This window comes from Sphingobium sp. GW821-FHT02B05 (assembly GCF_059421905.1).
The window spans coordinates 1,234,385-1,257,709 of record NZ_JBWKVW010000001.1 but is presented as its reverse complement, the minus strand read 5'-3'; the positions used below and the strand labels follow the sequence as shown (position 1 = coordinate 1,257,709).

General features: G+C 65.5%; 22 protein-coding genes. 14 read left to right on the top strand and 8 right to left on the bottom strand.

The window, feature by feature from the left end; all coding sequences use genetic code 11:
* Nucleotides 1-29: 29 nt before the first annotated feature.
* From AC07UX_RS06350 to AC07UX_RS06340, 3 genes are all read left to right on the top strand, one after another.
* Nucleotides 30-2,228: a phage tail protein gene (locus tag AC07UX_RS06350; protein ID WP_495191100.1), complete on the top strand. Its 2,199-nt coding sequence runs from the start codon at nt 30-32 to the stop codon at nt 2,226-2,228.
* 51 nt (nt 2,229-2,279) lie between these two features.
* Nucleotides 2,280-2,777, top strand: a complete 498-nt coding sequence (locus AC07UX_RS06345) for a DUF2793 domain-containing protein (protein WP_495191099.1) — start codon at nt 2,280-2,282, stop codon at nt 2,775-2,777.
* A 200-nt stretch (nt 2,778-2,977) separates the two neighbouring features.
* Entirely contained in the window at nt 2,978-4,054 is a 1,077-nt protein-coding gene (locus AC07UX_RS06340) for an OmpA family protein (RefSeq protein ID WP_495191098.1), read from the top strand.
* Between the two features lie 347 nt (nt 4,055-4,401).
* Here AC07UX_RS06340 and AC07UX_RS06335 read toward each other — a convergent pair whose 3' ends face one another.
* The gene (locus AC07UX_RS06335) at nt 4,402-4,884 is read right to left on the bottom strand and encodes a hypothetical protein (RefSeq protein WP_495191097.1); all 483 of its coding nucleotides are present in this window, start codon (nt 4,882-4,884) and stop codon (nt 4,402-4,404) included.
* On the opposite strand from AC07UX_RS06335, the gene AC07UX_RS06330 reads away from it, so the two are divergent.
* Complete coding sequence (locus tag AC07UX_RS06330) at nt 4,883-5,416, top strand: superoxide dismutase family protein (protein WP_495191096.1); 534 nt, start codon at nt 4,883-4,885, stop codon at nt 5,414-5,416. The two genes, AC07UX_RS06335 and AC07UX_RS06330, sit on opposite strands and share 2 nt — an antisense overlap.
* Nucleotides 5,417-6,084: 668 nt before the next feature.
* On the opposite strand, the gene thpR is transcribed toward AC07UX_RS06330, so the two are convergent.
* From thpR to AC07UX_RS06315, 3 genes are all read right to left on the bottom strand, one after another.
* On the bottom strand, nt 6,085-6,642 hold the full coding sequence (gene thpR / locus AC07UX_RS06325; RefSeq protein WP_495191095.1) for an RNA 2',3'-cyclic phosphodiesterase: 558 nt from the start codon (nt 6,640-6,642) through the stop codon (nt 6,085-6,087).
* A 462-nt stretch (nt 6,643-7,104) separates the two neighbouring features.
* The gene (gene clpA, locus AC07UX_RS06320; RefSeq protein WP_495191094.1) at nt 7,105-9,435 is read right to left on the bottom strand and encodes an ATP-dependent Clp protease ATP-binding subunit ClpA; all 2,331 of its coding nucleotides are present in this window, start codon (nt 9,433-9,435) and stop codon (nt 7,105-7,107) included.
* Between the two features lie 153 nt (nt 9,436-9,588).
* Complete coding sequence (locus tag AC07UX_RS06315; RefSeq protein ID WP_495191806.1) at nt 9,589-9,786, bottom strand: DUF1192 domain-containing protein; 198 nt, start codon at nt 9,784-9,786, stop codon at nt 9,589-9,591.
* A 103-nt stretch (nt 9,787-9,889) separates the two neighbouring features.
* On the opposite strand from AC07UX_RS06315, the gene AC07UX_RS06310 reads away from it, so the two are divergent.
* A complete protein-coding gene (locus AC07UX_RS06310) occupies nt 9,890-10,894 on the top strand; it encodes an NAD(P)H-quinone oxidoreductase (RefSeq protein WP_495191093.1) in 1,005 nt (334 codons plus the stop codon).
* Nucleotides 10,895-10,940: 46 nt separating this feature from the next.
* Here AC07UX_RS06310 and AC07UX_RS06305 read toward each other — a convergent pair whose 3' ends face one another.
* From AC07UX_RS06305 to AC07UX_RS06295, 3 genes are all read right to left on the bottom strand, one after another.
* Nucleotides 10,941-11,261 (bottom strand): hypothetical protein, encoded by a 321-nt coding sequence (locus AC07UX_RS06305; protein ID WP_495191092.1) that lies wholly within the window; start codon nt 11,259-11,261, stop codon nt 10,941-10,943.
* Between the two features lie 83 nt (nt 11,262-11,344).
* On the bottom strand, nt 11,345-12,682 hold the full coding sequence (locus tag AC07UX_RS06300; protein ID WP_495191091.1) for an LLM class flavin-dependent oxidoreductase: 1,338 nt from the start codon (nt 12,680-12,682) through the stop codon (nt 11,345-11,347).
* A gap of 96 nt (nt 12,683-12,778) precedes the next feature.
* Nucleotides 12,779-14,131 carry an FAD/NAD(P)-binding protein gene (locus AC07UX_RS06295; RefSeq protein ID WP_495191090.1) on the bottom strand — a complete coding sequence of 451 codons (1,353 nt, stop codon included), beginning with the start codon at nt 14,129-14,131 and terminating at the stop codon, nt 12,779-12,781.
* A gap of 99 nt (nt 14,132-14,230) precedes the next feature.
* Here AC07UX_RS06295 and AC07UX_RS06290 point away from each other — a divergent pair, with 99 nt between their 5' ends.
* Genes AC07UX_RS06290 through AC07UX_RS06275 form a run of 4 tightly spaced genes read left to right on the top strand, consistent with a single transcriptional unit; the run spans nt 14,231 to nt 17,490 of the window.
* Nucleotides 14,231-14,368, top strand: a complete 138-nt coding sequence (locus tag AC07UX_RS06290) for a hypothetical protein (protein ID WP_495191089.1) — start codon at nt 14,231-14,233, stop codon at nt 14,366-14,368.
* Nucleotides 14,358-15,347, top strand: a complete 990-nt coding sequence (locus AC07UX_RS06285; RefSeq protein ID WP_495191088.1) for an ABC transporter substrate-binding protein — start codon at nt 14,358-14,360, stop codon at nt 15,345-15,347. Before AC07UX_RS06290 ends, AC07UX_RS06285 begins: the two co-directional genes overlap by 11 nt.
* A gap of 6 nt (nt 15,348-15,353) precedes the next feature.
* Nucleotides 15,354-16,541, top strand: a complete 1,188-nt coding sequence (locus tag AC07UX_RS06280) for an acyl-CoA dehydrogenase family protein (RefSeq protein WP_495191087.1) — start codon at nt 15,354-15,356, stop codon at nt 16,539-16,541.
* Nucleotide 16,542: 1 nt separating this feature from the next.
* Nucleotides 16,543-17,490: a D-isomer specific 2-hydroxyacid dehydrogenase family protein gene (locus tag AC07UX_RS06275; protein ID WP_495191086.1), complete on the top strand. Its 948-nt coding sequence runs from the start codon at nt 16,543-16,545 to the stop codon at nt 17,488-17,490.
* A 100-nt stretch (nt 17,491-17,590) separates the two neighbouring features.
* Here AC07UX_RS06275 and AC07UX_RS06270 read toward each other — a convergent pair whose 3' ends face one another.
* The gene (locus tag AC07UX_RS06270; RefSeq protein ID WP_495191085.1) at nt 17,591-18,427 is read right to left on the bottom strand and encodes a LysR substrate-binding domain-containing protein; all 837 of its coding nucleotides are present in this window, start codon (nt 18,425-18,427) and stop codon (nt 17,591-17,593) included.
* Nucleotides 18,428-18,828: 401 nt separating this feature from the next.
* Here AC07UX_RS06270 and AC07UX_RS06265 point away from each other — a divergent pair, with 401 nt between their 5' ends.
* The 5 genes from AC07UX_RS06265 to AC07UX_RS06245 are packed head-to-tail and all read left to right on the top strand — an operon-like array spanning nt 18,829 to nt 23,324.
* Complete coding sequence (locus AC07UX_RS06265; protein WP_495191805.1) at nt 18,829-19,554, top strand: ABC transporter permease; 726 nt, start codon at nt 18,829-18,831, stop codon at nt 19,552-19,554.
* A gap of 2 nt (nt 19,555-19,556) precedes the next feature.
* A complete protein-coding gene (locus tag AC07UX_RS06260; protein ID WP_495191084.1) occupies nt 19,557-20,339 on the top strand; it encodes an ABC transporter ATP-binding protein in 783 nt (260 codons plus the stop codon).
* A complete protein-coding gene (locus tag AC07UX_RS06255; RefSeq protein ID WP_495191083.1) occupies nt 20,336-20,959 on the top strand; it encodes a cysteine dioxygenase family protein in 624 nt (207 codons plus the stop codon). Before AC07UX_RS06260 ends, AC07UX_RS06255 begins: the two co-directional genes overlap by 4 nt.
* Entirely contained in the window at nt 20,956-22,218 is a 1,263-nt protein-coding gene (locus AC07UX_RS06250; protein ID WP_495191082.1) for a rhodanese-like domain-containing protein, read from the top strand. Before AC07UX_RS06255 ends, AC07UX_RS06250 begins: the two co-directional genes overlap by 4 nt.
* A gap of 17 nt (nt 22,219-22,235) precedes the next feature.
* Nucleotides 22,236-23,324, top strand: a complete 1,089-nt coding sequence (locus AC07UX_RS06245; protein WP_495191081.1) for an LLM class flavin-dependent oxidoreductase — start codon at nt 22,236-22,238, stop codon at nt 23,322-23,324.
* Nucleotide 23,325: the final 1 nt, after the last annotated feature.

Below are 23,325 nucleotides of genomic sequence, written 5' to 3'. Positions count from 1 at the left end.
GGTCGGGTGACATTTGGAGGGAGGGGCATATGGCGACGGTTGTGCTGACGGCGGTGGGGACGGTGCTGGGTGGGCCGATCGGCGCGGCGATCGGGGCGGTGGTCGGCAATGTCATCGACAATCAGGTGCTGTTCAAGCCCAAGGGGCGCGAGGGTGCGCGGCTGTCCGACTTGCAGGTGCAGACATCGCGTTACGGCACGCAGATGCCGAAACTGTTCGGGACGATGCGGGTGGCGGGCACGGTCATCTGGGCCACCGACCTGAAGGAGGTGCAGAGCCGGAGCGGTGGCGGCAAGGGGCGGGGGAGCGTGACCAGTTACAGCTATTCCGCCAGTTTTGCGGTGGCGCTGTCGGCGCGGGCGATCGGTCAGGTCAGGCGGATCTGGGCGGACGGCAATTTGCTGCGCGGGGCGGCGGGGGATTTCAAGACGGAGATTTCCGCCTTTCGCACATATCCGGGCGGCGAGGATCAGGCGGTCGATCCGCTGATCGCGGCGGCGCAGGGCGTGGGCCTGACGCCGGCGCATCGCGGGATCGCCTATGTGCTGTTCGAGGATCTGGCGCTGGCCGATTATGGCAATCGGATCCCGTCGCTGACATTCGAGGTGGAGGCCGATGCCGGGGCGGTGGCGATCGGCTCTGTGGCAGGCGCGCTGAGCGAAGGGCGGCTGGGTGGCGACGGGCTGGCGCAGGTGGAAGGCTTTGCCGCGAGCGGAAGCGATGTGCGCGAGGCGATCACGCCGCTGGTCGAGGCGCATGGGCTGGCGTTGCGGTCGGATGAAACGGGCTTGCAACTGGCGGCGGCGGGCGATGGGACCGAGGGCGAGATCGGTGCGGAGGCGCTGGCGCGGCGGGTCAATGGGCGGGACGTCGATCCGGCCGAGCGATCGGGCGCGGCGGCCGATGCGGTGCCCGTGGCGCTGAGCCTGCGCCATTATGATGCGGCGCGCGATTATCAGGCCGGGGTGCAGCGGGTGACGCGACCGGGGCCGGGGCGGCAGGAAACGGGCATGGAATTGCCCGTGGTGATGGCGGCGGACGCGGCGCGGGCGCTGGCGGCGGCGCGGCTGGCGGGCGGCTGGACCGGGCGGACGACGATGGCGCTGCATTGCGACTGGCGGGCGCTGGCTCTGGCGCCGGGAGCGGTGGTGCGCGTGGCGGACGCGCCGGGGCTGTGGCGGATCGAGGAACGGGAATGGGCGGCGATGGCGGTGCGGCTGGCGCTGCGGCGGGTACCGGGCGCGGGCGGGGCTTTGCCGGCGGGGGCTTCATCCGGGACGATCGTGCGACAGGTGGATGCGCCGCATGGCGTGACGAGCGTGATGCTGGCGGATCTGCCATGGGTGAAGGATGGGGTGGCAAGCGCGCCCCTGCTGGTCGCGGCGGCGAGTGGCGGGGCAGGCTGGCGCGGTGCGGCCCTTTTCGTGATGAGCAAGAGCGGCGAGGCGATGCCGATCGGGCGCAGCGGGTTGCGGGCGGTGATGGGCGTGGCGGACGGGGGTTTGGCCAACGGCAGCGCGACTATGGTGGACCGGCGCCATGGAGTGAGCGTCACTGTGCTGGCGGACGATATGGTGCTGGCTAGCGCGGATGAGGCGGCGCTGGGGCAGGGGCGGAACCTGTGTCTGATCGGCCGGGAGCTGGTGCAGTTCGAGACGGCGGAACGGATCGGGCCGGATCGCTATCGGCTAAGCGGGCTGCGCCGGGGGCTGCGTGGCACCGAATGGGCGATGGCCGGGCATGAGCCAAACGAGTCGTTCCTGCTGATCGAGGAGGATCGACTGGTAGAGCCGCTGGCGGCGACGGGCGGCGTGGGAGAGCCGGGCGCGCCGTTGCGCGTGGCGGCGCTGGGCCTGGGGGATGTCGCCCCGGTGGAGGCGGCGATCACGATCGAAGGCGCCGCGCTGATGCCGCCTTCGCCGGTGCATCTGACGGTGCGGGGCGAGGACGGCGGATGGCGCATCGGCTGGATCAGGCGCAGCCGGGCGGGATGGCGATGGAACAATGGCGGCGACGTGCCGCTGGGCGAGGAAAGGGAGCTTTATGCCATCCGCCTGCTGGATGGGGCGAACGTGGTGCGCAATGCCGAAAGCGTGGTGCCGCAATGGACCTATGATGCGGCGATGGTGGCGGCCGATGGAACCGCCGGGCGATCGCTGCGCGTGGAGGTGCGGCAGATCGGGACGCTGGCGCCGGGGCGGGCGGCGTCGGTGGGGTTCGTCGCTTGAGGCGACGGGAACGGGCTTTGTCGCCTGACCGCAAGCAGGAGGAGAATGGGCATGGACGGAACCGCGCGATGGGCGCTGCCATTATTATTTGCAGGGCAGGCGCACAAGGAAATCACCCATAATGAAGCATTGGTCCTGATCGATGCGTTGCTGCACGGGCGGGTGGAAAGCGCCGACCTGCCCAGCCCGCCGACCGGCCCGGCCGTGGGGCAGTGCTGGATCGTGGCGGACGGGGCAACGGGCGACTGGGCCGGAAAGACGGGGGCGATCGCGGTGTGGACCGAGGGCGGATGGCGTTTTGTTCCGCCGCGCGCGGGCCTTTGCATCGCCGTCGCCGACCGCGATCATCGCCTATTGCATGACGGGACGGAATGGCGGGCCGGGGCGATCCGCCAAGACGGCATCTATCTGAACGAAGACAAAGTGGTGGGCGTGCAAATGGCGGCCATCGCCGCGCCGACCGGGGGCGGCGTGATTGACGCGGAGGCGCGCTCTACCGTCGCAGACATTCTGGCTGCCTTGCGTCAACATGGGCTGATCGCCACCTAATATTACGCTATTATGTTTTTCGTGTTACGAAGGCGATTCAATAGTCTGCGGTCTTCCGGCATTAGCTGCACGGCGCATTGAACACCGGCCTAGTGCGTTATTTTTGCAACGGTTTCACTAATTGTGGACTTGCCATGAAACCTTCTCCCGATTACAGGGTTTCAGCAGTCCTTCGTGACACTCTTGAAAGGGGAATTCAAATGCGGAAGCTTGCCCTCGCGGCTGCGCTTGCGACCACTGCCCTGGCCACCCCGGCCATGGCACGTGACAACAGCTGGTATGTTGGCGTCGACGCCGGCGTCCTGCTGGTCGAAGACCAGGACATCACCTTCACGCCCGGCAACGGCGCGGCTGCCAGCAACACCGTTTCGGGTGTTGACTATCACAAGGGTTATGATTTCGACGCCAACATCGGCTACGACTTCGGCGGTTTCCGCCTGGAAGCCGAAGCCGCTTACAAGCGCGCCAAGGTCGACCTGGACGAAAGCGGCTTCGGCGGCGCGGCCTCGGCCCTGTCGTTCATGCTGAACGGCTTGCTCGACTTCGGTCCCGATGACGGCCTTCAGGGCTTCGTCGGCGGCGGTGTCGGCGTTTCGCGCGGCAAGCTGGCCAACGACCTGGTCAACGACAGCGACACTGGCTTCGCCTGGCAGGCGATCGCCGGCGTTCGTTACCCGGTGACCAACAATGTCGACGTTTCGCTGAAGTATCGCTTCTTCAACCAGGACGATATCAAGCTGATCCCGGCATACACCACCATCGGTGGCCCGGCTGGTTCGACCGCAGACACCAAGCTGCGTACGCACAGCCTGCTGCTCGGCCTGACCTACAACTTCGGTGGCGAACCGGCTGCTCCGCCGCCGCCCCCGCCGCCGCCGCCGCCCCCGCCGCCGCCTCCCCCGCCGCCCCCGCCGCCGGTTGCCGAGTGCAACCCTGGCCCGTACATCGTGTTCTTCGAATGGGACAAGTCGGACATCACGCCTGACGCCGCCACCATCCTGGACAACGCGGTTTCGGCCTACAGCAGCTGCGGCAGCGCACAGGTCATGCTGGCCGGTCACGCTGACCGTTCGGGTTCGGCCTCGTACAACGTCGGCCTCTCGCAGCGCCGCGCTGATGCGACCAAGGCCTATCTGGCCTCGAAGGGCATCCCTGACGGTGTCATCACCACGCAGGCCTTCGGTGAGTCGAAGCCGCGCGTCGACACTGCCGACGGCGTTCGCGAAGTCCAGAACCGTCGCGTGGAAATCAGCTACGGTCCGGGTTCGGGCCAGTAAGCCGATCTCCATTCCTCGGAATGGAATACAGAATTGGGGGCCGGTCGCAGGATCGGCCCCTTTTTCTTTGCGTTGCCGGCGCGGAAATGGAGTGAGCGTGCGTGCAGTATGTTCGGCCATGGGCGATCCGATGATGGCGCATTCTGTAAAGTCCCATTAGCCGGCCGACTGGGGGGCACCGCGATCTGTCTTACGGATGCGATGTCGTGCGGGTGGCTTGCAAAGCGCATCACGAAGGGTGCAGGGTGCAGGGTGCAGGGTGCAGGGTGCAGGGTGCAGGGCGTCGAAAACGCATTGACGATCCCGCAGCCCATCACATTGGCGGGATGCGGATCGCTGTTCATCGCCTATCCGTTGATCGCCGGATGCGTATATGTGCTTCGGTGGAGAGCGGTGCTGCTCTGGATTCTGGCCACGCCGATAGCTTCTGGATGTACGGTCGTCGGGATCGGATTGAGCCAGGACGGCGTGGGCTGGGTCGTGAAATCGGGATCGCGGTTTTCCGATATCTGCGTGACCGGCCCTGTGACGATGCTTTTTTTCGCGATCGCGGTCGCTGACCGTCGATCGGTTATGCCTCGCAAAGGCATTTTGCAGTCCGCTACATTGCTGGCAGCGTGCAAGGTATGGAAAATACTGGATTTCCTGAGCATGATCCGATCCGATCCTGTTCGAAGCATGTGTCCGATGTCCAGTGCGAGGCGTCCAGGCTGCGGATAGCAAGCAATATCATTTGAACCGGGGATGACAAATCGGTTCGAATGGGCAACAAAAAGCGTGTTGCCGCGTTCGCGCTCATATATCAGCCCTTTCCCCTGGGAGCCTGCCATGAAATTTCTTGCCCTTGCCGCCGCCCTGCCTTTCGCGCTTGCCACGTCGGCCTGTGCGACGGCCGCCGATACCTCCGCCGCGCCCACGGCGTCGGCCAAGCTGGCCGCTGGCGATGGCGCCGCGCGCGGAACGGCAAGCGTGACCCAGGCGGCTGACGGCCTGCACGTGCTGGTCAAGGCGACCGGCGTGACACCCGGCATCCATGCTGTCCATATCCACACGACCGGCCAATGTGCCGGGCCGGACTTTACCAGCGCTGGCGGGCACTGGAACCCGACCGCGCACAAGCATGGCAAGGATAATCCCGCCGGTCCGCACATGGGCGACATGCCCAATATGACGGTCGGGTCCGATGGCACCGGCGCGATCGAATATGTCGTGGCCGGCGGCATGATCAGCGAAGGCGCTTCGCCGTTGCTGGACACGGACGGCGCGGCGATCGTGATCCATGCCCAGGCCGACGATTATGCCACCGACCCCACCGGCAATGCCGGCGGCCGCGCGGCGTGCGGTGTGCTGACCAAGGGGTGAGGCAGGCGCTACGCCGCCGGCGTGGCATAGGTGATTGAAGGCGCCCGGATCGCTTGCCATAAGGGCGGTGATCCGGGCGCCTTCGTATTTCGGCCATGGGGGCGGGCCGATCGTACCGGCACGATTCGTACCGGCGCAGTGATGTGCTGCGGCCCTGGCATCGTTCGATCAGTGGACAGGGGCGGCCGCCATAGGCGATGGCGATGATGGACCGTGCGGACAGTTGGATGGCGCAATGCCGTTGCGGGACGCCAAGGGTTCGAGATCATGTCGAGCGATGGGCAGAACACGGCCCCACCGCCGCACCCGTTTCTCCTGCCGGATGCGTGCCGCCGCAGCCGGTTCGATGGAATTGGGCGATATCTGCTTCCTGCGGGGCGGGGAGGTGCTGACCGGCTGTCGGACCGATAGCGGCGCGGCGCAGCATTTCTCGCGCCCCGTGGGGCTTCCATACCCGGCATCAGGGCGATCTAACCCAATCAATATTCCGTCGATGTCGCGTGCCTGGATGGGGCCAGCAGCGTCGACTTCAGGGAAGTCGATGGGGCCAGCAGCGTCGACTTCAGGGAAGTGCCGGTGTTCGATCGGGTGAACCATCCCAGGGCCGAACACGCGCCTGCGCGGTTGGCCGGGACGTTGTATTTCGTTCCGGCGCAATAGCCGGGTCGTCAGTCCGGGCTGCCCGGCGCCCTGCCGCTGGCGGGATAGTCCTCCACTGGATGATAGCTGGCACCGCCATGGCCGACGCGGCTTTCGTAGAGGGTGAAGCCGTCCACGCGGAAGAGCGGGCCGGTGAGCGCGGCATGGCGGGCGAGGAAGGGTGCGACGAAGGCGCCCGTGCGGCCGAAGCGGGCGAGCGTGATATGAGGGAGATAGGCGCGGCCTTCGGGCGGCAGGCCGGTCGAAACGCAAGCGCGGTCGGCCTTTTTATGCAGCCGTGCGAGCGCGTCGCGGGGCTGTACGCCGGCCCAGAGCGTATCGACCACGCCCCTGCGATCGAAGCTGCCGACGCCGGACAATTGGATGTCGAAGGGCGTGAAGCGGATGGCGGCGAGGGCGTCGGCGATATCGTTCGCCCGGTGCCGGTCGACTTCGCCGATGAATCGCAGGGTGAGGTGAAGCTGGGCGTCATCCTGCCAGCGGGCGTTGTCGACCCCCGTCATCAGCGAGAGAAGATGGGTGCGCTGATCAGCGGGTGGGCGGATGGCGACGAACAGGCGGTGCATGGGGTCTATATAGGGGTGTTCGTGACAATTGCTTATGGGGTTTGTGCAGGGCGGGTCGGGAGCAACATTGTCGCGCTGGACCCTTCGACAGGATTGATCCGGGGGCGCTTTCTATCGCCAATGCTTGCGGAAAAAAGCGGGATGCCGGGTCGAGCGCAGACGCCGCTGCTTCCGCCGTGCATGGACGATTGGATCGACAAGGAAAGTCCGGTTCGGGTGGTCGCTGCGTTTGTGAACGCAGTGGATCTTTTGGGGCTTGGATTTGGGGTCGTGCCGGCGCCTGGACCCGTTGCCGCGAACGAGTGATAGTGCTTCGCGTCATCCGGCTTCGCCCTCATCCGGCTTCGCCTCACCCGCTGGCGCTTGAGGCTGCGTGTCCTTCTGCGCCGTGGGGAGAAGGGGGGCACATATGGAAAGGGCGGCCGTTGCGGGCCGCCCTTTCGTCATTGCGCGTGAAGGCGTTTACTTCGTGCCTTCCGATGCCTTGGCCTTGCCGCCCTTCTTGCCCTTTTTGGGGGCTGCCGGGGTGATCTGGAACGCCAATGCCCCAACCCCCTCGGTCTCCTTCATATGGACATGGACTTCGCCGCCATGGACCAGCTTGCCGAAGAGCAGTTCCTCGGCCAGCGGCTGCTTGATCTTTTCCTGCATCAGGCGGCCCATCGGGCGGGCGCCGTACAGCTTGTCATAGCCCTTCTTCGTGAGCCAGGCCTTGGCGTCTTCGTCCAGCGTGATGTGGACGTCGCGGTCGGCCAGTTGCAGTTCGAGTTGCAGCACGAACTTGTCGATGACGCGGGCGACGATTTCCGGCGGCAGATAGCCGAAGGGCACGATCGCATCGAGGCGGTTGCGGAATTCGGGGGTGAAGAGCTTCTTCACCGCGTCTTCCTGCACATCCTCGCGAGTCAGCTCGCCGAAACCGATCGATTCCTTCGCCATGTCCGACGCACCGGCATTGGTGGTCATGATGAGGATGGTGTTGCGGAAATCGACGGTCTTGCCGTGATGATCGGTCAGGCGGCCATTGTCCATCACCTGCAACAGGATGTTGAACAGGTCCGGATGCGCCTTTTCGATTTCGTCGAGCAGCAGGACGCTGTGCGGATTCTGGTCGACCGCGTCGGTCAGCAAGCCGCCCTGGTCGTAGCCGACATAGCCCGGAGGGGCGCCGATCAGGCGGCTGACCGAATGGCGTTCCATATATTCCGACATGTCGAACCGCTGGAGCGGGATGCCGAGCAAGGTTGCCAGCTGGCGCGCCACCTCCGTCTTGCCGACGCCGGTGGGGCCGGAGAAGAGATAGTTGCCGATCGGCTTGTCGGGATCGCGCAGGCCCGCGCGCGACAGCTTGATCGCCGACGACAGCACCTCGATCGCCTTGTCCTGACCGAAGACGACGCGCTTGAGGTCGGTGGTCAGCGATTCCAGCACGCTCTTGTCGTCGGACGACACGGTCTTGGGCGGGATGCGGGCCATGGTCGCGATGACCTGCTCGATCTCCTTGGGGGTGATCGTCTTCTTGCGTTTGGTTGGCACCACGAGCATCTGCATCGCGCCGACTTCGTCGATCACGTCGATCGCCTTGTCCGGCAGCTTGCGGTCGTTGATGTAACGGGCCGAAAGCTCCACCGCGGCCTTGATCGCGTCCGGCGTATATTTGACGTGATGATGTTCCTCGAACGCGGTGCGCAGCCCGGCGAGGATCTTGATCGTATCCTCGATCGTGGGTTCGTTGACGTCGATCTTCTGGAACCGGCGCAGCAGGGCGCGGTCCTTTTCGAAATGATTGCGGAATTCCTTGTAGGTGGTCGAACCGATGCAGCGGATCGTGCCGCCCGACAGGGCAGGCTTGAGCAGATTGGATGCGTCCATCGCGCCGCCGCTGGTGGCGCCGGCGCCAATCACCGTATGAATTTCGTCAATGAAGAGAACCGCATGCGGCATCTTCTCCAGTTCGGTGACGACCGCCTTCAGACGCTCCTCGAAATCGCCGCGATAGCGGGTGCCGGCCAGCAATGCGCCCATGTCGAGCGAGTAGATGACGGCTTCCTTCAAGACGTCGGGGACTTCGCCCTCGACGATCTTGCGCGCCAGGCCTTCCGCGATCGCGGTCTTGCCCACGCCCGGATCGCCCACATAGAGCGGGTTGTTCTTGGACCGGCGGCACAGGATCTGGATCGTGCGATCCACTTCGGCGGTGCGGCCGATCAGCGGATCGACCTTGCCCCGACCGGCCTTCTCATTGAGGTTGACGGTGAATTGTTCGAGGGCGCTGTCCTTCTTGGCCTTACCGTCCTGCACCTTCTTTTCCTCCTCGGCGGCGCCCTTCGTCTCCTGACGCTCGGGCGCGGGCGTGCCCTTGCCGACGCCGTGGCTGATGAAGCTCACGGCATCGAGGCGGCTCATATCCTGCTGTTGCAGGAAATAGACGGCATAGGATTCGCGTTCGGAAAAGAGCGCGACGAGGACGTTGGCGCCCGTCACTTCATCCTTGCCGGACGACTGGACATGGAGGATGGCGCGCTGGACCACGCGCTGAAAACCGCTGGTGGGGGAGGGGTCGCTGGCCCCTTCGACCTTCAGGCTGTCGAGTTCGGTATCGAGATAATGGGTGACCGCGTCGCCCAGTTCGCCCAGTTCCACGCCGCACGCCTGCATGACCTTTGACGCATGTTCGTCATCAATCAATGCCAGGAGGAGATGCTCCAGCGTGGCATATTCGTGCTTGCGCTCGGATGCGTGCGTCAGCGCATTGTGCAGGGTGGTTTCAAGAGCGGGTGCGAATGAAGGCATGTCTGTTCTACTCCTGGCCCCAAAAAGGGGTAGTGTTGAACCCTATGTCGGCATTGCTCGACGCAGGATCAAGGCCATCGCCCCGACCCGCGGAATTGCCTGACTGCCGTAGCCCAATGGAGCCTTTCAAGGCGCAGGGGGCATGGCAACGGTTCATCTTCTGAATAACGCCTCGGCACTTGCCTTATGGTTAACGGCGTTTTCTTTCGTCCGTCTGGTCCGCGCGATTTCCGTTTCGAGGGCGGCGATGCGGGCATCCAGTTCGGATACGGACAATGGCCCCAGATCCTGTTTCAGCAGGCGGGTCAGCGGATCGTCGCCCTTGTTCGGCAGATCGTCATCCAGGTCCATGACGCCAATGTTGACCCAGTTGGCCACTCTGTCAATAAGGGCATGGAGTCCGCAGCGACATTTTTGATGCGGTGCAACATGGTTAACGGCTGGGGGCAGCGATATGGCGGATTTGGGCGCAGTGCCGGACGAGATGACGGCGATCGCGATTCCGACGCCTGGCGGGCCGGAGGCTTTGGTGGCGCAGCGACGGCCGGTGCCGGTGCCGGGCGAGGGCGAAGTGCTGATCAAGGTGGCCGCCGCCGGCGTGAACCGGCCGGACGTGTTGCAGCGGCAGGGCAAATATCCGCCGCCGCCGGGCGCCAGCGACATACCCGGACTGGAAGTGGCAGGTACGATCGTGGCCGCCGGCAGCGGCGCGGACATGCTGGTCGGGCAGAAGGTCTGCGCGCTGCTGGCGGGCGGGGGCTATGCGGAATATGCGGTCGCGCCGGCGGGGCAATGCCTGCCGGTGCCGGACGATTATGACCTGTCAGAGGCGGCGGCGCTGCCCGAAACATTGTTTACCGTGTGGACCAATTTGTTCGAGCGCGCCTATGTCGTGGCGGGCGACACGGTGCTGGTCCATGGCGGGACCAGCGGCATCGGGACGATGGCGATCCGGCTGTGCAACCTGTTCGACGTGACGATCATCGCGACTTGCGGGTCGGACGAGAAATGCGATCAGGCGCGCGCATGGGGCGCGGATCATGCGATCAATTACAAGAGCCAGGATTATGTCGAGGAGGTGAAGCGCATCACCGAAGGGCAGGGCGTGCAGGCGGTGCTGGACATGGTGGGCGGCGATTATGTGCCGCGCAACCTGTCCTGCCTGGCCGAGGATGGCCGGCATGTGTCGATCGCCGTGCTGGGCGGGGCGAAGGCGGACATCTTCATCCCGGCGATCATGCAAAAGCGGCTGACGCTGACCGGATCGACGCTGCGGGCGCGGTCGACGGGCTTCAAGAGTCTGGTTGCAGACGAACTGATGCGCAATGTCTGGCCGTTCGTGGGCGAGGGAAAGCTGCGTCCGGCGATGGACCAGCGGTTCGCGCTGGCAGATGCGGCCAAGGCCCATGCCCGCATGGACGCGGGCGAGCATTTCGGGAAGATCGTGCTGGTCGTGTGACGATGGTGCGCGGTCGCCAGAAAGGCTGAACTGGGTGCAAAATACCCTAATTCCCGTCCGCATCCACCATGAACACCATCGGCTTGCCGCGCGAGGTGGGTTCCCAACCCGCCGCCAGGGCCGCGCGTATGCCGCGCGAAACGATCGCGTCGTTGATCTGGAGCCGGCCGCGCTGCAATCCCTTGAGCAAGCGCTTGGGCGGCGGAAATTCCAGTACCGCTTCGCGCTGCGCATCGGCCTGCAACAGGGCGATCGTCATGCCCCGCCAGCCATCGGCGTCGCTCCATTGCGGCTCTCGCCGAAGTTCCCATTCATATGTGACCCCGTCGACAAGGACGGTTCCGGCCTGATTGTGCATATTGAGCATCGGGCCGCCTTAGCAGCCGCGCGGCGGCAAGCCAGCCTTATCGCCGATAAGGGGCCGGTGATCGCGACCACCGGCCCCGGCTGTTACGCCGCGCTCCTGGCCGATCGTGCGGCCGTATAGCGATTGTCCGGCACCCCCAGGCCCAGATGCTCGCGGAAGGTCGTGCCTTCATAATCCGTGCGGAACAGGCCGCGCGCCTGCAAAATCGGGATCACCCTGTCCACGAACAGGTCGAGTTGCCCCGGCAGCGGCTCGAACAGTACGAAGCCGTCCGCCGCGCCGCTTTCGAACCAGGCCTGCAACCGGTCGGCGACCGTCTCGGCCGATCCGACGAAGGCGCCGCGCGGAGTCGCCAGACGCTCGGCGATCTGGCGCAGCGTCAGATTGTCCGCCCGCACTTCGGCCAATATGCGCAGCGTGCCGCTCTGCTGGCTGTTGAGGCCGATATGTTCGACATCGGGGAAGGGCGCGTCCAGATCATATTGGCGGAAATCATGGTCGTTGAAGGTGCGCGACAGATAGCCAAGGCCGGTGTCGATCGATTCCAGCGCGGCCAGTTCGCGATAGCGCGCCTCGGCATCCGCGTCCGTATCGCCCACGATCGGCGCGATGCCGGGCAGGATGAACAGCGTGTCGGGATCGCGGCCAAAGCCCTTCGCCCGCGCCTTCACATCCGCATAATAGGCCTGGCCGTCCTCCTGCGTGGGCGCATGGGTGAAGATCACCTCCGCCCGTTTCGCGGCAAAGGCACGGCCGTCGTCGGAAGCGCCCGCCTGGAAGATGACCGGCTGGCCCTGCGGCGTGCGCTTGATGTTGAGCGGCCCGCGCACCTGGAAAAATTCGCCCTTGTGATCCAGCCGGTGCAACTTGTCGGGATCGACGAACCGGCCGCTTTGCTTGTCGGCGACATGGGCGTCCTTTTCCCAACTGTCCCAAAGCCCCTGCACGACATCCAGATATTCGGCCGCGATGCGATAGCGCACGGCATGGGCGGGATGTTCGGCCTTGCTGAAATTCGCGGCGGTATCGCCCAGCCAGGAGGTGACGACGTTCCATCCCGCGCGTCCGCCGCTCAGATGATCGAGCGAGGCGAACTGGCGCGCGACGTTGAAGGGTTCGGAATAGCTGACCGTCAGCGTGGCGACCAGGCCGATGCGCGATGTTGTGGCCGCCAGCGCGGACAGGATCGTGATCGGTTCGAACCGGTTGAGATAATGGGGGCTGGATTTCTCGTTGATCGACAGGCTGTCGGCGACGAACAGGAAATCCAACTTGCCGCGCTCGGCCGTTGCGGCCTGTTTTTGATATTGAGCCAGGCTGGTGCTGGCATTGCCGTCGCGATCGGGGTGGCGCCAATCATTCCAGGTGCGCCCCACGCCATGCAGGATGAAGCCGAGCTTGATATGCCGCTGTTGGGCCATGGAGCGTCCTTTCCAGAAATAGAAGGACGCAAATTAGGCCATGGCCGGGCAAGGAACCAACGCGGACTGGTCGGTCATTTATGATTTGGACAAATATCAAAGGCCTTCCGCCTCCACCCAATGGGCGCTGGTCAGTTCGCGCGCCAGCGTCCAGACCTGCCGCCTGATATCGGGCACGGCGACGATTTCCCAATGGGCGCCGCGCGTCATCGGGCCGACGACATGCAGCCGTTCCTGCGCATCGCCATGCGCGGCGATGGCGCGGCACTGGCGATCCACGTCGATGCCGATCGCCAGCGGATCGGGCCGGATGTCGCCGCGGTCGAACAGATTGCGCAGCAACGGATCGGTCACGCGCCGCAGGTCGCCCAGCGGCCCGGTGCAATTGACCACGCGCGCCACCTTCAGCGTCGTGCTCGTCGCGGCGCCGCGTGCGCGCAGGCCGATGCGCAGGCCGTCGCCTTCGGGCGCCGCCGTCGCCACCTTCGCGGCGCGAACTTCCAGCCGGCCCTGCACGCGCAGGCCATCCAGCCGTTCCGCCACGCCGGGCGCAATACGATGGCGATGCACGTCCCAATAGGGGCGCAGATGGCGCAGGAAGCGGCTGCGTTCGCTGGCGCTGGCGGCGCGCCACATGTCAGGGGTGAAGCGGCGTAACTCATCCACCGCATTGCGCCAGCCAATCTGGACCGCGCGATCGCGCACCGTGCGTACCAGTGCGGACGCCGGGCCTGCGGGCCGATCCTGCCGCGCGGCATAAGGCGGTGCGGGGGCATGGGCTTGCGGTGTCAGGCCCCGGCGCGACAAGGCGACGATCTTGCCCTTATAGCCTGCGCTATCCAGGCTGAGCGCGCAGTCCACGGCGGTCAGCCCGCTGCCCAGCAGCAGCACGACGTCCTGCCGGCCAAGGCCGATGGCGATATCCGCCGCCCATGGATCGTCGACATAGGCAGGACGGCCAAGCCCGGCAAAGGCGGGCAGGTCGTGCGGCGGCAGGTTGCCCGGTGCGATCACCGCGACGTCGGCCTCCAACAGGTCGCCCGATCGCAGCGCGACGAAGGCGCGATCCTCTCTTGCGATCAGGTCGATCGCCTCATCGGCCAGGATGGCGAACCGGTCGCCCGCCGCGGCCCGCGCGTCGTCCAGCATGGCGCACAGATAGGCGCCATAGTCGCGCCGGGTGGCGAAGCTGCCCTCCTGGCCCAGCCCCTGCGTCACCAGCCAGTCCACGAAATGCGCCGGCTGGTCGGGCAGCGCGCTCATATTGGCGGCGCGCACGTTGAGGACATGGTCGGCCTGTGCCGCGCCATAGGCCAGGCCACGCCCCAACCGATCCGGCCGCCGCTCCACCAGCGTCACGCGCACATTACCATGGCGAAGCAGGTTGATCGCCAGCAGCACGCCGCTGAACCCGCCGCCGACAATGGCGACATGATCGACCTTCAGCATGGATCAAGCATTTCTAATGGTTCCACCAGCATTGCTTGTGAGACATATCTCTACTAATGAAATAGATAAAGTCCTATCTGCATCGAAGGAAGGACGATCATGAGCCTGTTGCGTTCCCTGCCCCAGCGATGGGCGCGCCTGCGCGAAGCGGCACGCCGGGAATTTTTGCGCGATCCCGACATCATCCTGTTCGAGCGCGCCGGCGGAACGATCCGCGATGGTGGGCATGGTCGCTGATAGCCTGTCGCGGCGCGGCTTCATCGGCGCCAGCGCGGGCTCCTGCCTGATCCTGGCGGGATGCAGCGCGGCCAAGGGGGGCAGGCCCAAATTGCGCGTCTCCATCACCGGCAAGGGAGAAGGCGACACGCGCCTGCTGTTCAAGGCGGCGGGTATCGTGCCCGAAGGCTTCGAACTGGCCTATAGCGAATTTCAGTCCGGCCATCTGGTGGTCGAAGCGCTCAACGGCGGCTCGCTCGATTATGGCGGGATGAGCGAGATTCCGCCCATCTTTGCGGCCGCTTCCACCATCCAGAGCTTTCGCCAGATCGCCGTCACCCATGGCGACGTCAACAATCAGGTCGTGCTGGTGCCCAGGGGGTCGAAGGCGAAGAGCATCGCCGACCTGAAGGGCAAGCGCGTGGGCTATGTCCGCGCCACCACCTCCCAATATTTCCTGATCCGCATGCTGGAGGAGGTCGGCCTGAGCTGGGGCGACATCACTCCGGTGGCGATGGGCGTGTCGGACGGCGCGGCCGCCTTCTCGCAAGGGGCGCTCGACGGCTGGGCCATCTACGGCTTTCCGATCCAGCGCGCCATCGCGACGGAGGGCGCGCGCGTCCTCAAGACGGCCTATGGCATATTGTCGGGCAACTATCTGGTGTCCGCCCATGTCGATGCGCTGGCCGATCCCGAAAAGGCGAAGCTGATCGGCGATTATCTGGGGCTGGTGCAGAGGGGCTTTGGCTGGGCGGCGGCGCATCAGGATGAATGGGCCGGCATCATCGCCCAGGATATAGGCGTACCGCGTGACTATGTGCTCGACCAGTTCAGGCGCAAGAGCGCGAGCTACGAACTGCGCCCCGTCACCGACGAGGCGATCGCCTCGCAGCAACAGGTCGCGGATCTTTTCTTCCGGCAGAAGCTGTTGCCCAAGGCGGTCGATGTGCGGCCGCTTTGGGACGCGCGCTTCAATAATGCCATTCCCAGGAGAGGCTGAACCATCATGGCCACGCAGGCAATTCAGCAGGACGATGCGCCGCTCCAGGCGACCGACCCCATAAGCGCGGATCAACTGGACCGGCTGACCCGGCGCCTCGCCCAAACGGCGGAGCATTATGACCGTAGCGGCGAATTTCCCCGCGCCAGTTTCGATTATCTGGCAAGCGAAGGGCTGATCGGCCTTACCGTCCCGCATGAGCTGGGCGGCCGTGGTGCTGGTCTGGTCGAGGCGATCCGGGTGCTGGGCGCGGTGGCGAAGGGCGATCCTTCGACCGCGCTCATCCTGTTCATGACCTATCATTATCACGCCACGCCCGCCCGCGCACGGACCTGGCCGCAGGCGATCTACGAACGGCTGGCGCGCGATGCCGTGGCGGGCCGGGGCCTGATCGGCGGCCTGCGCGTGGAGCCGGAACTGGGCACGCCGGTGCGCGGCGGCCTGCCCGCGACCATCGCCCGGCGCACCGCCGATGGCTGGGCCCTGACTGGCACGAAAATCTATTCCACCGGCTCGACCGGTCTCGACTGGTTTTCGGTCTGGGCCAGGACGGATGAGGCAGACCCGCGCGTCGGCAATTTCCTGGTGCGATCGGACAGTGCGGGCATCGACATCGAACCGGCCTGGGACCATCTGGGCATGCGGGCGACCGTCAGCCATGCGGTCCATTTTGCCGATACGCCAACGCCGACTGACCATGCGGTCGATATCCGCCCGCCTGCGCAATGGGCGGCAGGCGCGGGCGATCCTGGCCTTGCCATCTGGAACGCGCTCGCCATCTCGACCATCTATGATGGCGTCGCGCGGGCGGCGCGGGACTGGCTGCGCGCCTATCTGAACGATCGGGTGCCCACCAATCTGGGCGCGTCGCTGGCCACCCTGCCGCGCGTGCAGGAAAAATTCGGCGAGATCGAGGCCCTGTTGCAGGTCAACCGCACGCTGATCCGCGATGCCGCCGCCCGGCACGAGGCCGGCGACCCGCCGAGCGCGGTGGAGGTGAACAACATCAAATATCTCGCCACCGCCAATGCGATCCGCGCTGTGGAAATCGGCCTGGAACTGACCGGCAATCCCGGCATCAGTCGGAAGAACCCGCTGGAGCGCCATTATCGCGACGTGCTGTGCAGCCGCATCCACTCGCCACAGACCGACACCATATTGATCGCCGCCGGTCGCGCGGCGCTTGGGAACTGACATGTCGCTCATCATTGCCAGCCAGCTTGACGCCGATTTCAACAGAGGCCTCAGCCAGCATCCCATTGGGCCGATATTGATCGACGTGGCGGAGGATGAGCCATGGGCCGCTGCCGCCGAAGCCGATGTCCTGCTGGTCCGGCCGTCGCCATCCTGGCGGCAGCCGTCGGTGCAGCGTCCGCGCGCCTGGCCGGGTCGACTGAAATGGGTGTATAGCGCGTCGGCCGGGATCGACTTCTATCCGCAATGGCTGCTCGATGCGCCGCTGGTGACTTGCGGCCGGGGCGTCGCGTCGGACGAGATTGCCGACTATGTCATCGCCGCCATCTACGCCCATGCCAAGAATCTGGAGGGGGTCACCGCGCGATCTCGCGCGCAGTGGATCAACGTCCCGCTCGGTCGGGTGTCGGGCACCACGATCGGCATCGTGGGCCTGGGCGCGATCGGTCAGGCGGTGGCGAAACGGGGCCTCGCGCTGGGCGCACAGGTGGTCGGCCTGCGCCGCACCGGTGCGCAATCGGGCATCAGCGGCGTGGAGCATGTCGGCGATATCGACACGCTGGTCGCGCGCGCCGATCATATCATCATCGCCGTGCCAGCGACGCCGCAAACGCGGCATCTCTTCAATGCGGAGCTGCTCGCCAAGGTGAAGCCCGGCGCCCATATCATCAACGTCGCGCGCGGATCGGTGATCGATCAGGATGCGCTGATCCAGGCGCTGGATGGGGAGGGCGGACCCGGCTTCGCAACGCTGGACGTCACCGATCCGGAGCCGTTGCCCGAACGCCATCGGCTCTACACCCATCCGCGCATACGCCTCACGCCGCATGTGTCCAGCAACCACACATTGGTGCGCCATCGCCTGCTGGAAAAGGTGCGCGACGATATTTCCCGCTTTGCGCGCGGCGAGGCGCCCAGCGACATCGTCGATCCCGCGCGGGGCTACTAAGGGCAAAAGAGGGGGGCGATCCGGATCGGCGCCCTCTTTCATCTATATGAGGCGTTCCCCGGCCTGCGCCGGGGAACGTGGGGCTACTGGCTTGTCGCTATCAGAGCGCCTCGACCGTCTCCCGCGCCAGTTCGGCCAGCCGGTTCGCGGCCTTGTCCAACTTGTCGCCCGACCGCAGGATCGCCGCCACGCGCGGCAGCTGTGGCAGCCGATCATGCTCCAGCGCCTGGCTGTCCTCCAGAAACAGGTGCGTGCGGCATGTAACGCCCAGGCCCGCGCCCACGGCGGCCTTCAACGTCGCCAGATTGGGCGTTTCCACCGCGATGCGCCATTGCAGCCCGGCATCCTCCAGCGCCCGGATCGCCGCCTCGCGGAACCGGCATGGCTCTTCCAGCACGGCCAGCGGAATGACATCCCGATCGACCAGATGCGTGTCGCCATACCAGCTCATCGGCGCGACCGTCACCGCATGGGCATCGTTGGGCGCGGCAAAGCCCAGCAATATGTCCAGTTCCCGCCGGTCCAAAAGGGCCTGCAATTCCGCCGTTCCAGCGACGCGCGCATAGATTTGCGCGTCGGGATGCAGTTCGGCAAAGCGGGAAAGCAGGCCTGTCAGCAATGTGTCGGCGAAGTCCTGCACCATGCCGATCCGCGCCGGTCCGGCAAAGCGCCCGGCGCTGACCGCCGCCACCGCTTCGTCATGCAACAGCAGCACGCGCCGCGCATAATCGAGCAGCACGGTCCCCGCCGCCGTCAGGTTGAGCCGGCGCCCTTCGCGCAGGAACAGCGTCTGTTGCACCAGTTCCTCCAGCCGCTTGATTTGCAGGCTGAGCGCGGATTGAGTCACGAATACCTGTTCCGACGCATTGAGCATCGATCCTGTGTCGACGATGGCGACGAAGCTGCGCAACAAGTTGGTCGGCAAATTGACCGGCACGATGGACCCCTTGAGTTTGGGAAATGGGAGCAGCCGATCCGATGCCGGAAACGGAAAACGGCTTATCGCCAATGCTTATATATCAATCAAAATAGTAGAGATTTAAACGGCCCAGAAAAAACTTGGCCCGTACGAAACCGAGACGGAGAACCGCCATTTCCGGCGGTCATCTGCCCCTGCGGAGCGATGAAATGCGATCTATGACGAATGCTGATAGATCGCCCAAGAAAAACTCAATTGAATAGGTAGAGAAATCATGTTGGGCTTGTCCGCAGCTTCATAAAGGGCCGGACATGGCGGTTTTGACGATCAATGATACATCGGCGGCAGCGCGGGGCCAGTGGGCATCGACGCGCCGGCCGTTCTCCCTGTCGCGCTTCGGCGGGCGCTGGCTGTCGCCGGTGCTGCTGCTGCTCCTGTGGGAGGCCGGCTCGCGGGTTGGCCTGATCCCGGAGCGGACGCTCGCGGCGCCATCCGCGGTGCTGGGTACCCTGCTCGAAATGGTGATTTCCGGCGAGCTGCCCTCCAACCTGTTGGTGTCCTTCGCCCGCGTCGCCGTGGGCCTGCTTATCGGCGTCAGCCTGGGCCTCGCGCTCGGCCTCATCGCCGGGCTGTCGCGGTCGGGCGAACTGGCGGTCGATCCGCTCATGCAGATCAAGCGCACCATTCCCGCGCTGGCCCTGACCCCGCTTTTCATCGTGTGGTTCGGCATCGGCGAAACGCCCAAGGTCGCGTTGATCGCCTTTGGCACCATCTTCCCGGTCTATCTGAACCTCTATAGCGGCATCCGCAGCGTCGACCTGCGCCTGCTCGATGCGGCCAGGAGCTTCGGCCTCAGCCGCTGGGAGCAGGTCTGGCACGTCGTCCTGCCCTCGGCCCTGCCGCAGCTGCTGGTCGGCCTGCGCTACGCCCTTTCGGTGTCGATCCTGGTGCTGGTCGTGGCGGAGCAGATCAACGCCTCGGCCGGCCTTGGCTATCTTATCAACAACGCCCGCGATTTCATGCGGACCGACATCATCGTCGTCTGCCTCATGGTCTATGCCATTCTCGGCCTGGGTGCCGACTGGCTGGTCCGTGCCATCGAAGCCCGCGCCCTGATCTGGCGCCCCAGCATAGTGGAGCAATAAGCATGGACGCTCGCCTCGGTTTTTCCACGGTGGAGCTTGCAGCCCACCAACTCCATCCCGAACCCGTCGTTCGCCTGCGCGGCTTTACGCGGCGCTTCGGCGCCAACACCATCATCGACGGTCTCGACCTCGACATCGCGCCGGGCGAATTCATCGCTTTGCTGGGGCGATCCGGTTCGGGCAAGACGACGCTGCTGCGCACCCTGGCTGGCCTGGACGAAGTGCGCGGGCAGGATGTGGAAGTCCCCGACTCCCGCGCCGTCGTGTTTCAGGATGCGCGCCTGCTGCCCTGGAAGCCGGTGTGGAAGAATGTCTCGCTGGGCCTCAAGGGCGATAACGGACGCGATCGCGCCGAAGCCGCGCTCAAGGAAGTGGGCCTTGGCCACCGCCTCGACGCCTGGCCGCTGACCCTGTCGGGCGGCGAAGCCCAGCGCGTGGCGCTGGCCCGCGCGCTGGTGCGCGAACCCAAATTGCTGTTGCTGGACGAGCCGTTCGCCGCGCTCGACGCGCTCACCCGCTATCGCATGCACGATCTCGTCCTCTCGCTCTGGCGCGCGCACAAGCCCGCCGTGCTGATCGTCACCCATGATGTCGAGGAAGCGATCGCGCTGGCCGACCGGGTGCTGGTGCTGGACAAGGGCCGCATCGTCGCCGAGGAACGCATCACCGCCCCGCGCGGGGAACGCGCCAGCTTCGCGGGTCGCCTGCGGGAAAAGCTGTTGTCCCATCTGGGCGGCGCCGATCATGGCGAGGGGGTCGTGCCCATTGCGATCGCTGCCGAATGAGCGCGCTTGCCACCCTCGACCGCCCGGTGACGGCGCCCGATACAGGCCGCCTGCGCGGTTTCGTCACCGCCTTTGCCGACTTGCTGGCCGCCACCCGCGACGAGCAGGCTATACTGGAAAGCGGCCGCGCCTTGCTCAGCCGCCTGATCGCCACCGACGACTGGCTGCCGGAGGAATTCGCCCGGCCCGATCCCGACCGCTACCAGCAATATCTGCTCCATTGCGACAGTCGGGAACGGTTCAGCGTGGTCAGCTTCGTCTGGGGACCGGGCCAGTCCACCCCCATCCACGACCATAAAGTCTGGGGCCTGATCGGCATGTTGCGCGGGGTGGAAAAGGTGGAGAGTTTCCGCCGCCTGCCGAGCGGCGCGCTGGTCGATGAGGGCGAGGAACTGCTGCATGAAGGGGAGGTGGATGCCGTCTCCCCGCGCATCGGGGATATTCACCGGGTCACCAATGGCCTGACCGACCGGCCCTCCATCAGCATCCATGTCTATGGCGCCAATATCGGCGCGGTCGAGCGCGCGACCTATGCCCTCGACGGCACGCCCAAGACCTTCATTTCGGGTTACGCCAACCGCGTGATCCCCAACCTCTGGGACAGATCGAAAACCGCATGAGCACCGACACACTGGACAAGATTCAGACCGCCACCCCGCAGGATATCCGCCACGCCCTGCTGGTGGGCAGCGAAATCGCCATCATCGACGTGCGCGAGGAACATGAATTTGCGCAGGGCCACCCGCTCTTCGCCGCGCAGATCCCCTTGCGTCGGATCGACGATGAAGCACGCTGGCGCATCCCGCGCCTGGCGACCCCGATCATCGTCTATGACAATGGGGAGGGGCTGGCGCACAAAGCCGCCGTCCGCCTGGAAGCGCTCGGCTATACCGATGTGCGCGAACTGGACGGTGGCCTGTCGGCATGGCGCGACGCCGGCTATGAATTGTTCGAGGACGTCAACAGCTATAGCAAGGCGTTTGGCGAACTGGTCGAACATCGCCGCCACACGCCCTCGCTCGCCGCCGAAGACGTGCAGGCGCTGATCGACGAAAAGGCGGACATCAAGATACTGGATGCACGCCGCTACGACGAATATAACACGATGAGCATCCCGACCGGGACCAGCGTGCCGGGCGCCGAACTGGCGCTGCGTGCCCGCATCATCGCGCCCGATCCCGACACCACCATCATCGTCAATTGCGCCGGTCGCACCCGCTCCATCATCGGCACCCAGTCGCTGGTCAATGCCGGCGTTCCCAACAAGGTGTTCGCGCTGCGCAACGGCACGATCGGCTGGACGCTGGCCGGGCAGCAGCTGGAAACCGGCCAGACCCGCGCGGCACCGGAAATCGACGATGCCGCCATCGCTGAAGCCGATGGCCATGCGCGCGACGTCGCCTACCGCGCCGGCGTCAAGCGGATCGGCTGGGCCGAGCTGGAGGCGTTCAAGGCTGACACGGCCCGCACCCTCTATCTCTACGATGTGCGTCAGCCGCGCGAATATGAAAGCGGCCATCTGCCCGGCTTCCGCAATGCGCAAGGCGGCCAGCTGGTGCAGGAAACCGATCACAACGCCCCGGTCCGTGGCGCCCGGATCGTCGTGACCGATCCGACCGGCGTGCGCGCGGCGATGACCGCGTCCTGGCTGGCGCAACTGGGCTGGGACGTGTCGATCCTCGACATCGACTGGTCGGCCGTGACGCTGGAAAGCGGCCCCGATGGCGCGCCGTCCCCGCGCGGGCCGGAGGGCCGCTACAAGCGCCCCTATGAAGGCACGGACAACAAGGCCGCCGCCATGCAGGCCTATCTCGACTGGGAATATGGCCTCGTCGCCCAGCTGGAGCGCGACGGCACCCACGGCTTCTACGTCATCTAAAAATCGGGAGAGTAACCATGAGCGTCAAGTTCATCGGCTATATCGGTTTCAACAACGGGTCGGAAACGCAGGCGGCGGTGCGCAGCCGCGCGCTCGACACCGACTATGTGAACGCAGCGGCCAAGGCGCAGGAAGAGGGCGGCTTCGACCGCGTCCTCATCCCCTTCGGCTCAAACAGCCCGGAAAGCCAGATCGTCGCGGCCCATGCCGCCGCCATGACCACGAAGCTGGGCTTTCTGGTCGCCCATCGACCCGGATTCACCCAGCCGACGGTCGCCGCGCGCCAGCTGGCGACGCTGGATCAGCTGTCGGGCGGCCGCGTGGCCGTCCACATCATCACGGGCGGCGCTGACGAAGAAATGGCGCGCGACGGCGACACCCGGACGGTGAAGGCCGAACGCTACCGCCGCACCGACGAATATCTCAACATCCTGCGGCAGGAATGGACGGCGTCCAAACCCTTCGACCATCAGGGCAAATTCTACGACATCCGTCAGGCCTTCAGCGCGATCAAGCCCGACAATCTGCCGGTCTTCTTCGGGGGATCGTCGCAGGAAGCGATCGACGTCGCCGGTCGCCATGCCGACGTCTATGCGCTGTGGGGCGAAACATTGGAAGCGGTGCAGGATACGGTACGCGCCGTGCGCAAATCGGCCGCGCGCTATGGTCGCGATCCGGGCTTCTCGCTCTCGCTGCGCCCGGTGATCGCCGATACGGAGGAAGCCGCGTGGAAGCGGGCGGCGGAGATCGAGGAGCAGGTGCGCGAAAACCGCATCGCCGCCGGCCTGCCGATCACCGGCCATCGCCCGCCCAATGCCGGGTCGCTCCGCCTGCTCGACACCGCCAGCGCCAATCGGCAGGACAAGCGGCTGTGGACCGGCGTCGCCGCCCTGACCGGCGCGGCCGGCAACAGCACCGGCCTGGTCGGCACGCCCGATCAGGTGGCGGACGCCATGCTCGATTATTATGACATCGGCATCGACCATTTCCTGATCCGCGGTTTCGATCCGCTGGGCGATTCCATCCTCTATGGCCGCGAATTGCTGCCGGTCGTGCGCCGCAAGGTGGCCGATCGCGCGGCATCCGGCCTCGCACTGGCGGGCTGAT

Coding starts and splice junctions, on each gene's coding strand:
- AC07UX_RS06275 (WP_495191086.1), top strand. CDS start 16,543: ATGTCGCTCATCATTGCCAGCCAGCTTGACGCCGATTTCAACAGAGGC.
- AC07UX_RS06290 (WP_495191089.1), top strand. CDS start 14,231: ATGAGCCTGTTGCGTTCCCTGCCCCAGCGATGGGCGCGCCTGCGCGAA.
- AC07UX_RS06345 (WP_495191099.1), top strand. CDS start 2,280: ATGGACGGAACCGCGCGATGGGCGCTGCCATTATTATTTGCAGGGCAG.
- AC07UX_RS06340 (WP_495191098.1), top strand. CDS start 2,978: ATGCGGAAGCTTGCCCTCGCGGCTGCGCTTGCGACCACTGCCCTGGCC.
- AC07UX_RS06245 (WP_495191081.1), top strand. CDS start 22,236: ATGAGCGTCAAGTTCATCGGCTATATCGGTTTCAACAACGGGTCGGAA.
- AC07UX_RS06295 (WP_495191090.1), bottom strand. CDS start 14,131: ATGCTGAAGGTCGATCATGTCGCCATTGTCGGCGGCGGGTTCAGCGGC.
- AC07UX_RS06255 (WP_495191083.1), top strand. CDS start 20,336: ATGAGCGCGCTTGCCACCCTCGACCGCCCGGTGACGGCGCCCGATACA.
- AC07UX_RS06285 (WP_495191088.1), top strand. CDS start 14,358: ATGGTCGCTGATAGCCTGTCGCGGCGCGGCTTCATCGGCGCCAGCGCG.
- clpA (WP_495191094.1), bottom strand. CDS start 9,435: ATGCCTTCATTCGCACCCGCTCTTGAAACCACCCTGCACAATGCGCTG.
- AC07UX_RS06300 (WP_495191091.1), bottom strand. CDS start 12,682: ATGGCCCAACAGCGGCATATCAAGCTCGGCTTCATCCTGCATGGCGTG.
- AC07UX_RS06280 (WP_495191087.1), top strand. CDS start 15,354: ATGGCCACGCAGGCAATTCAGCAGGACGATGCGCCGCTCCAGGCGACC.
- AC07UX_RS06305 (WP_495191092.1), bottom strand. CDS start 11,261: ATGCTCAATATGCACAATCAGGCCGGAACCGTCCTTGTCGACGGGGTC.
- AC07UX_RS06310 (WP_495191093.1), top strand. CDS start 9,890: ATGGCGGATTTGGGCGCAGTGCCGGACGAGATGACGGCGATCGCGATT.
- AC07UX_RS06335 (WP_495191097.1), bottom strand. CDS start 4,884: ATGGCAGGCTCCCAGGGGAAAGGGCTGATATATGAGCGCGAACGCGGC.
- AC07UX_RS06330 (WP_495191096.1), top strand. CDS start 4,883: ATGAAATTTCTTGCCCTTGCCGCCGCCCTGCCTTTCGCGCTTGCCACG.
- AC07UX_RS06260 (WP_495191084.1), top strand. CDS start 19,557: ATGGACGCTCGCCTCGGTTTTTCCACGGTGGAGCTTGCAGCCCACCAA.
- AC07UX_RS06315 (WP_495191806.1), bottom strand. CDS start 9,786: ATGGACCTGGATGACGATCTGCCGAACAAGGGCGACGATCCGCTGACC.
- AC07UX_RS06250 (WP_495191082.1), top strand. CDS start 20,956: ATGAGCACCGACACACTGGACAAGATTCAGACCGCCACCCCGCAGGAT.
- AC07UX_RS06350 (WP_495191100.1), top strand. CDS start 30: ATGGCGACGGTTGTGCTGACGGCGGTGGGGACGGTGCTGGGTGGGCCG.
- thpR (WP_495191095.1), bottom strand. CDS start 6,642: ATGCACCGCCTGTTCGTCGCCATCCGCCCACCCGCTGATCAGCGCACC.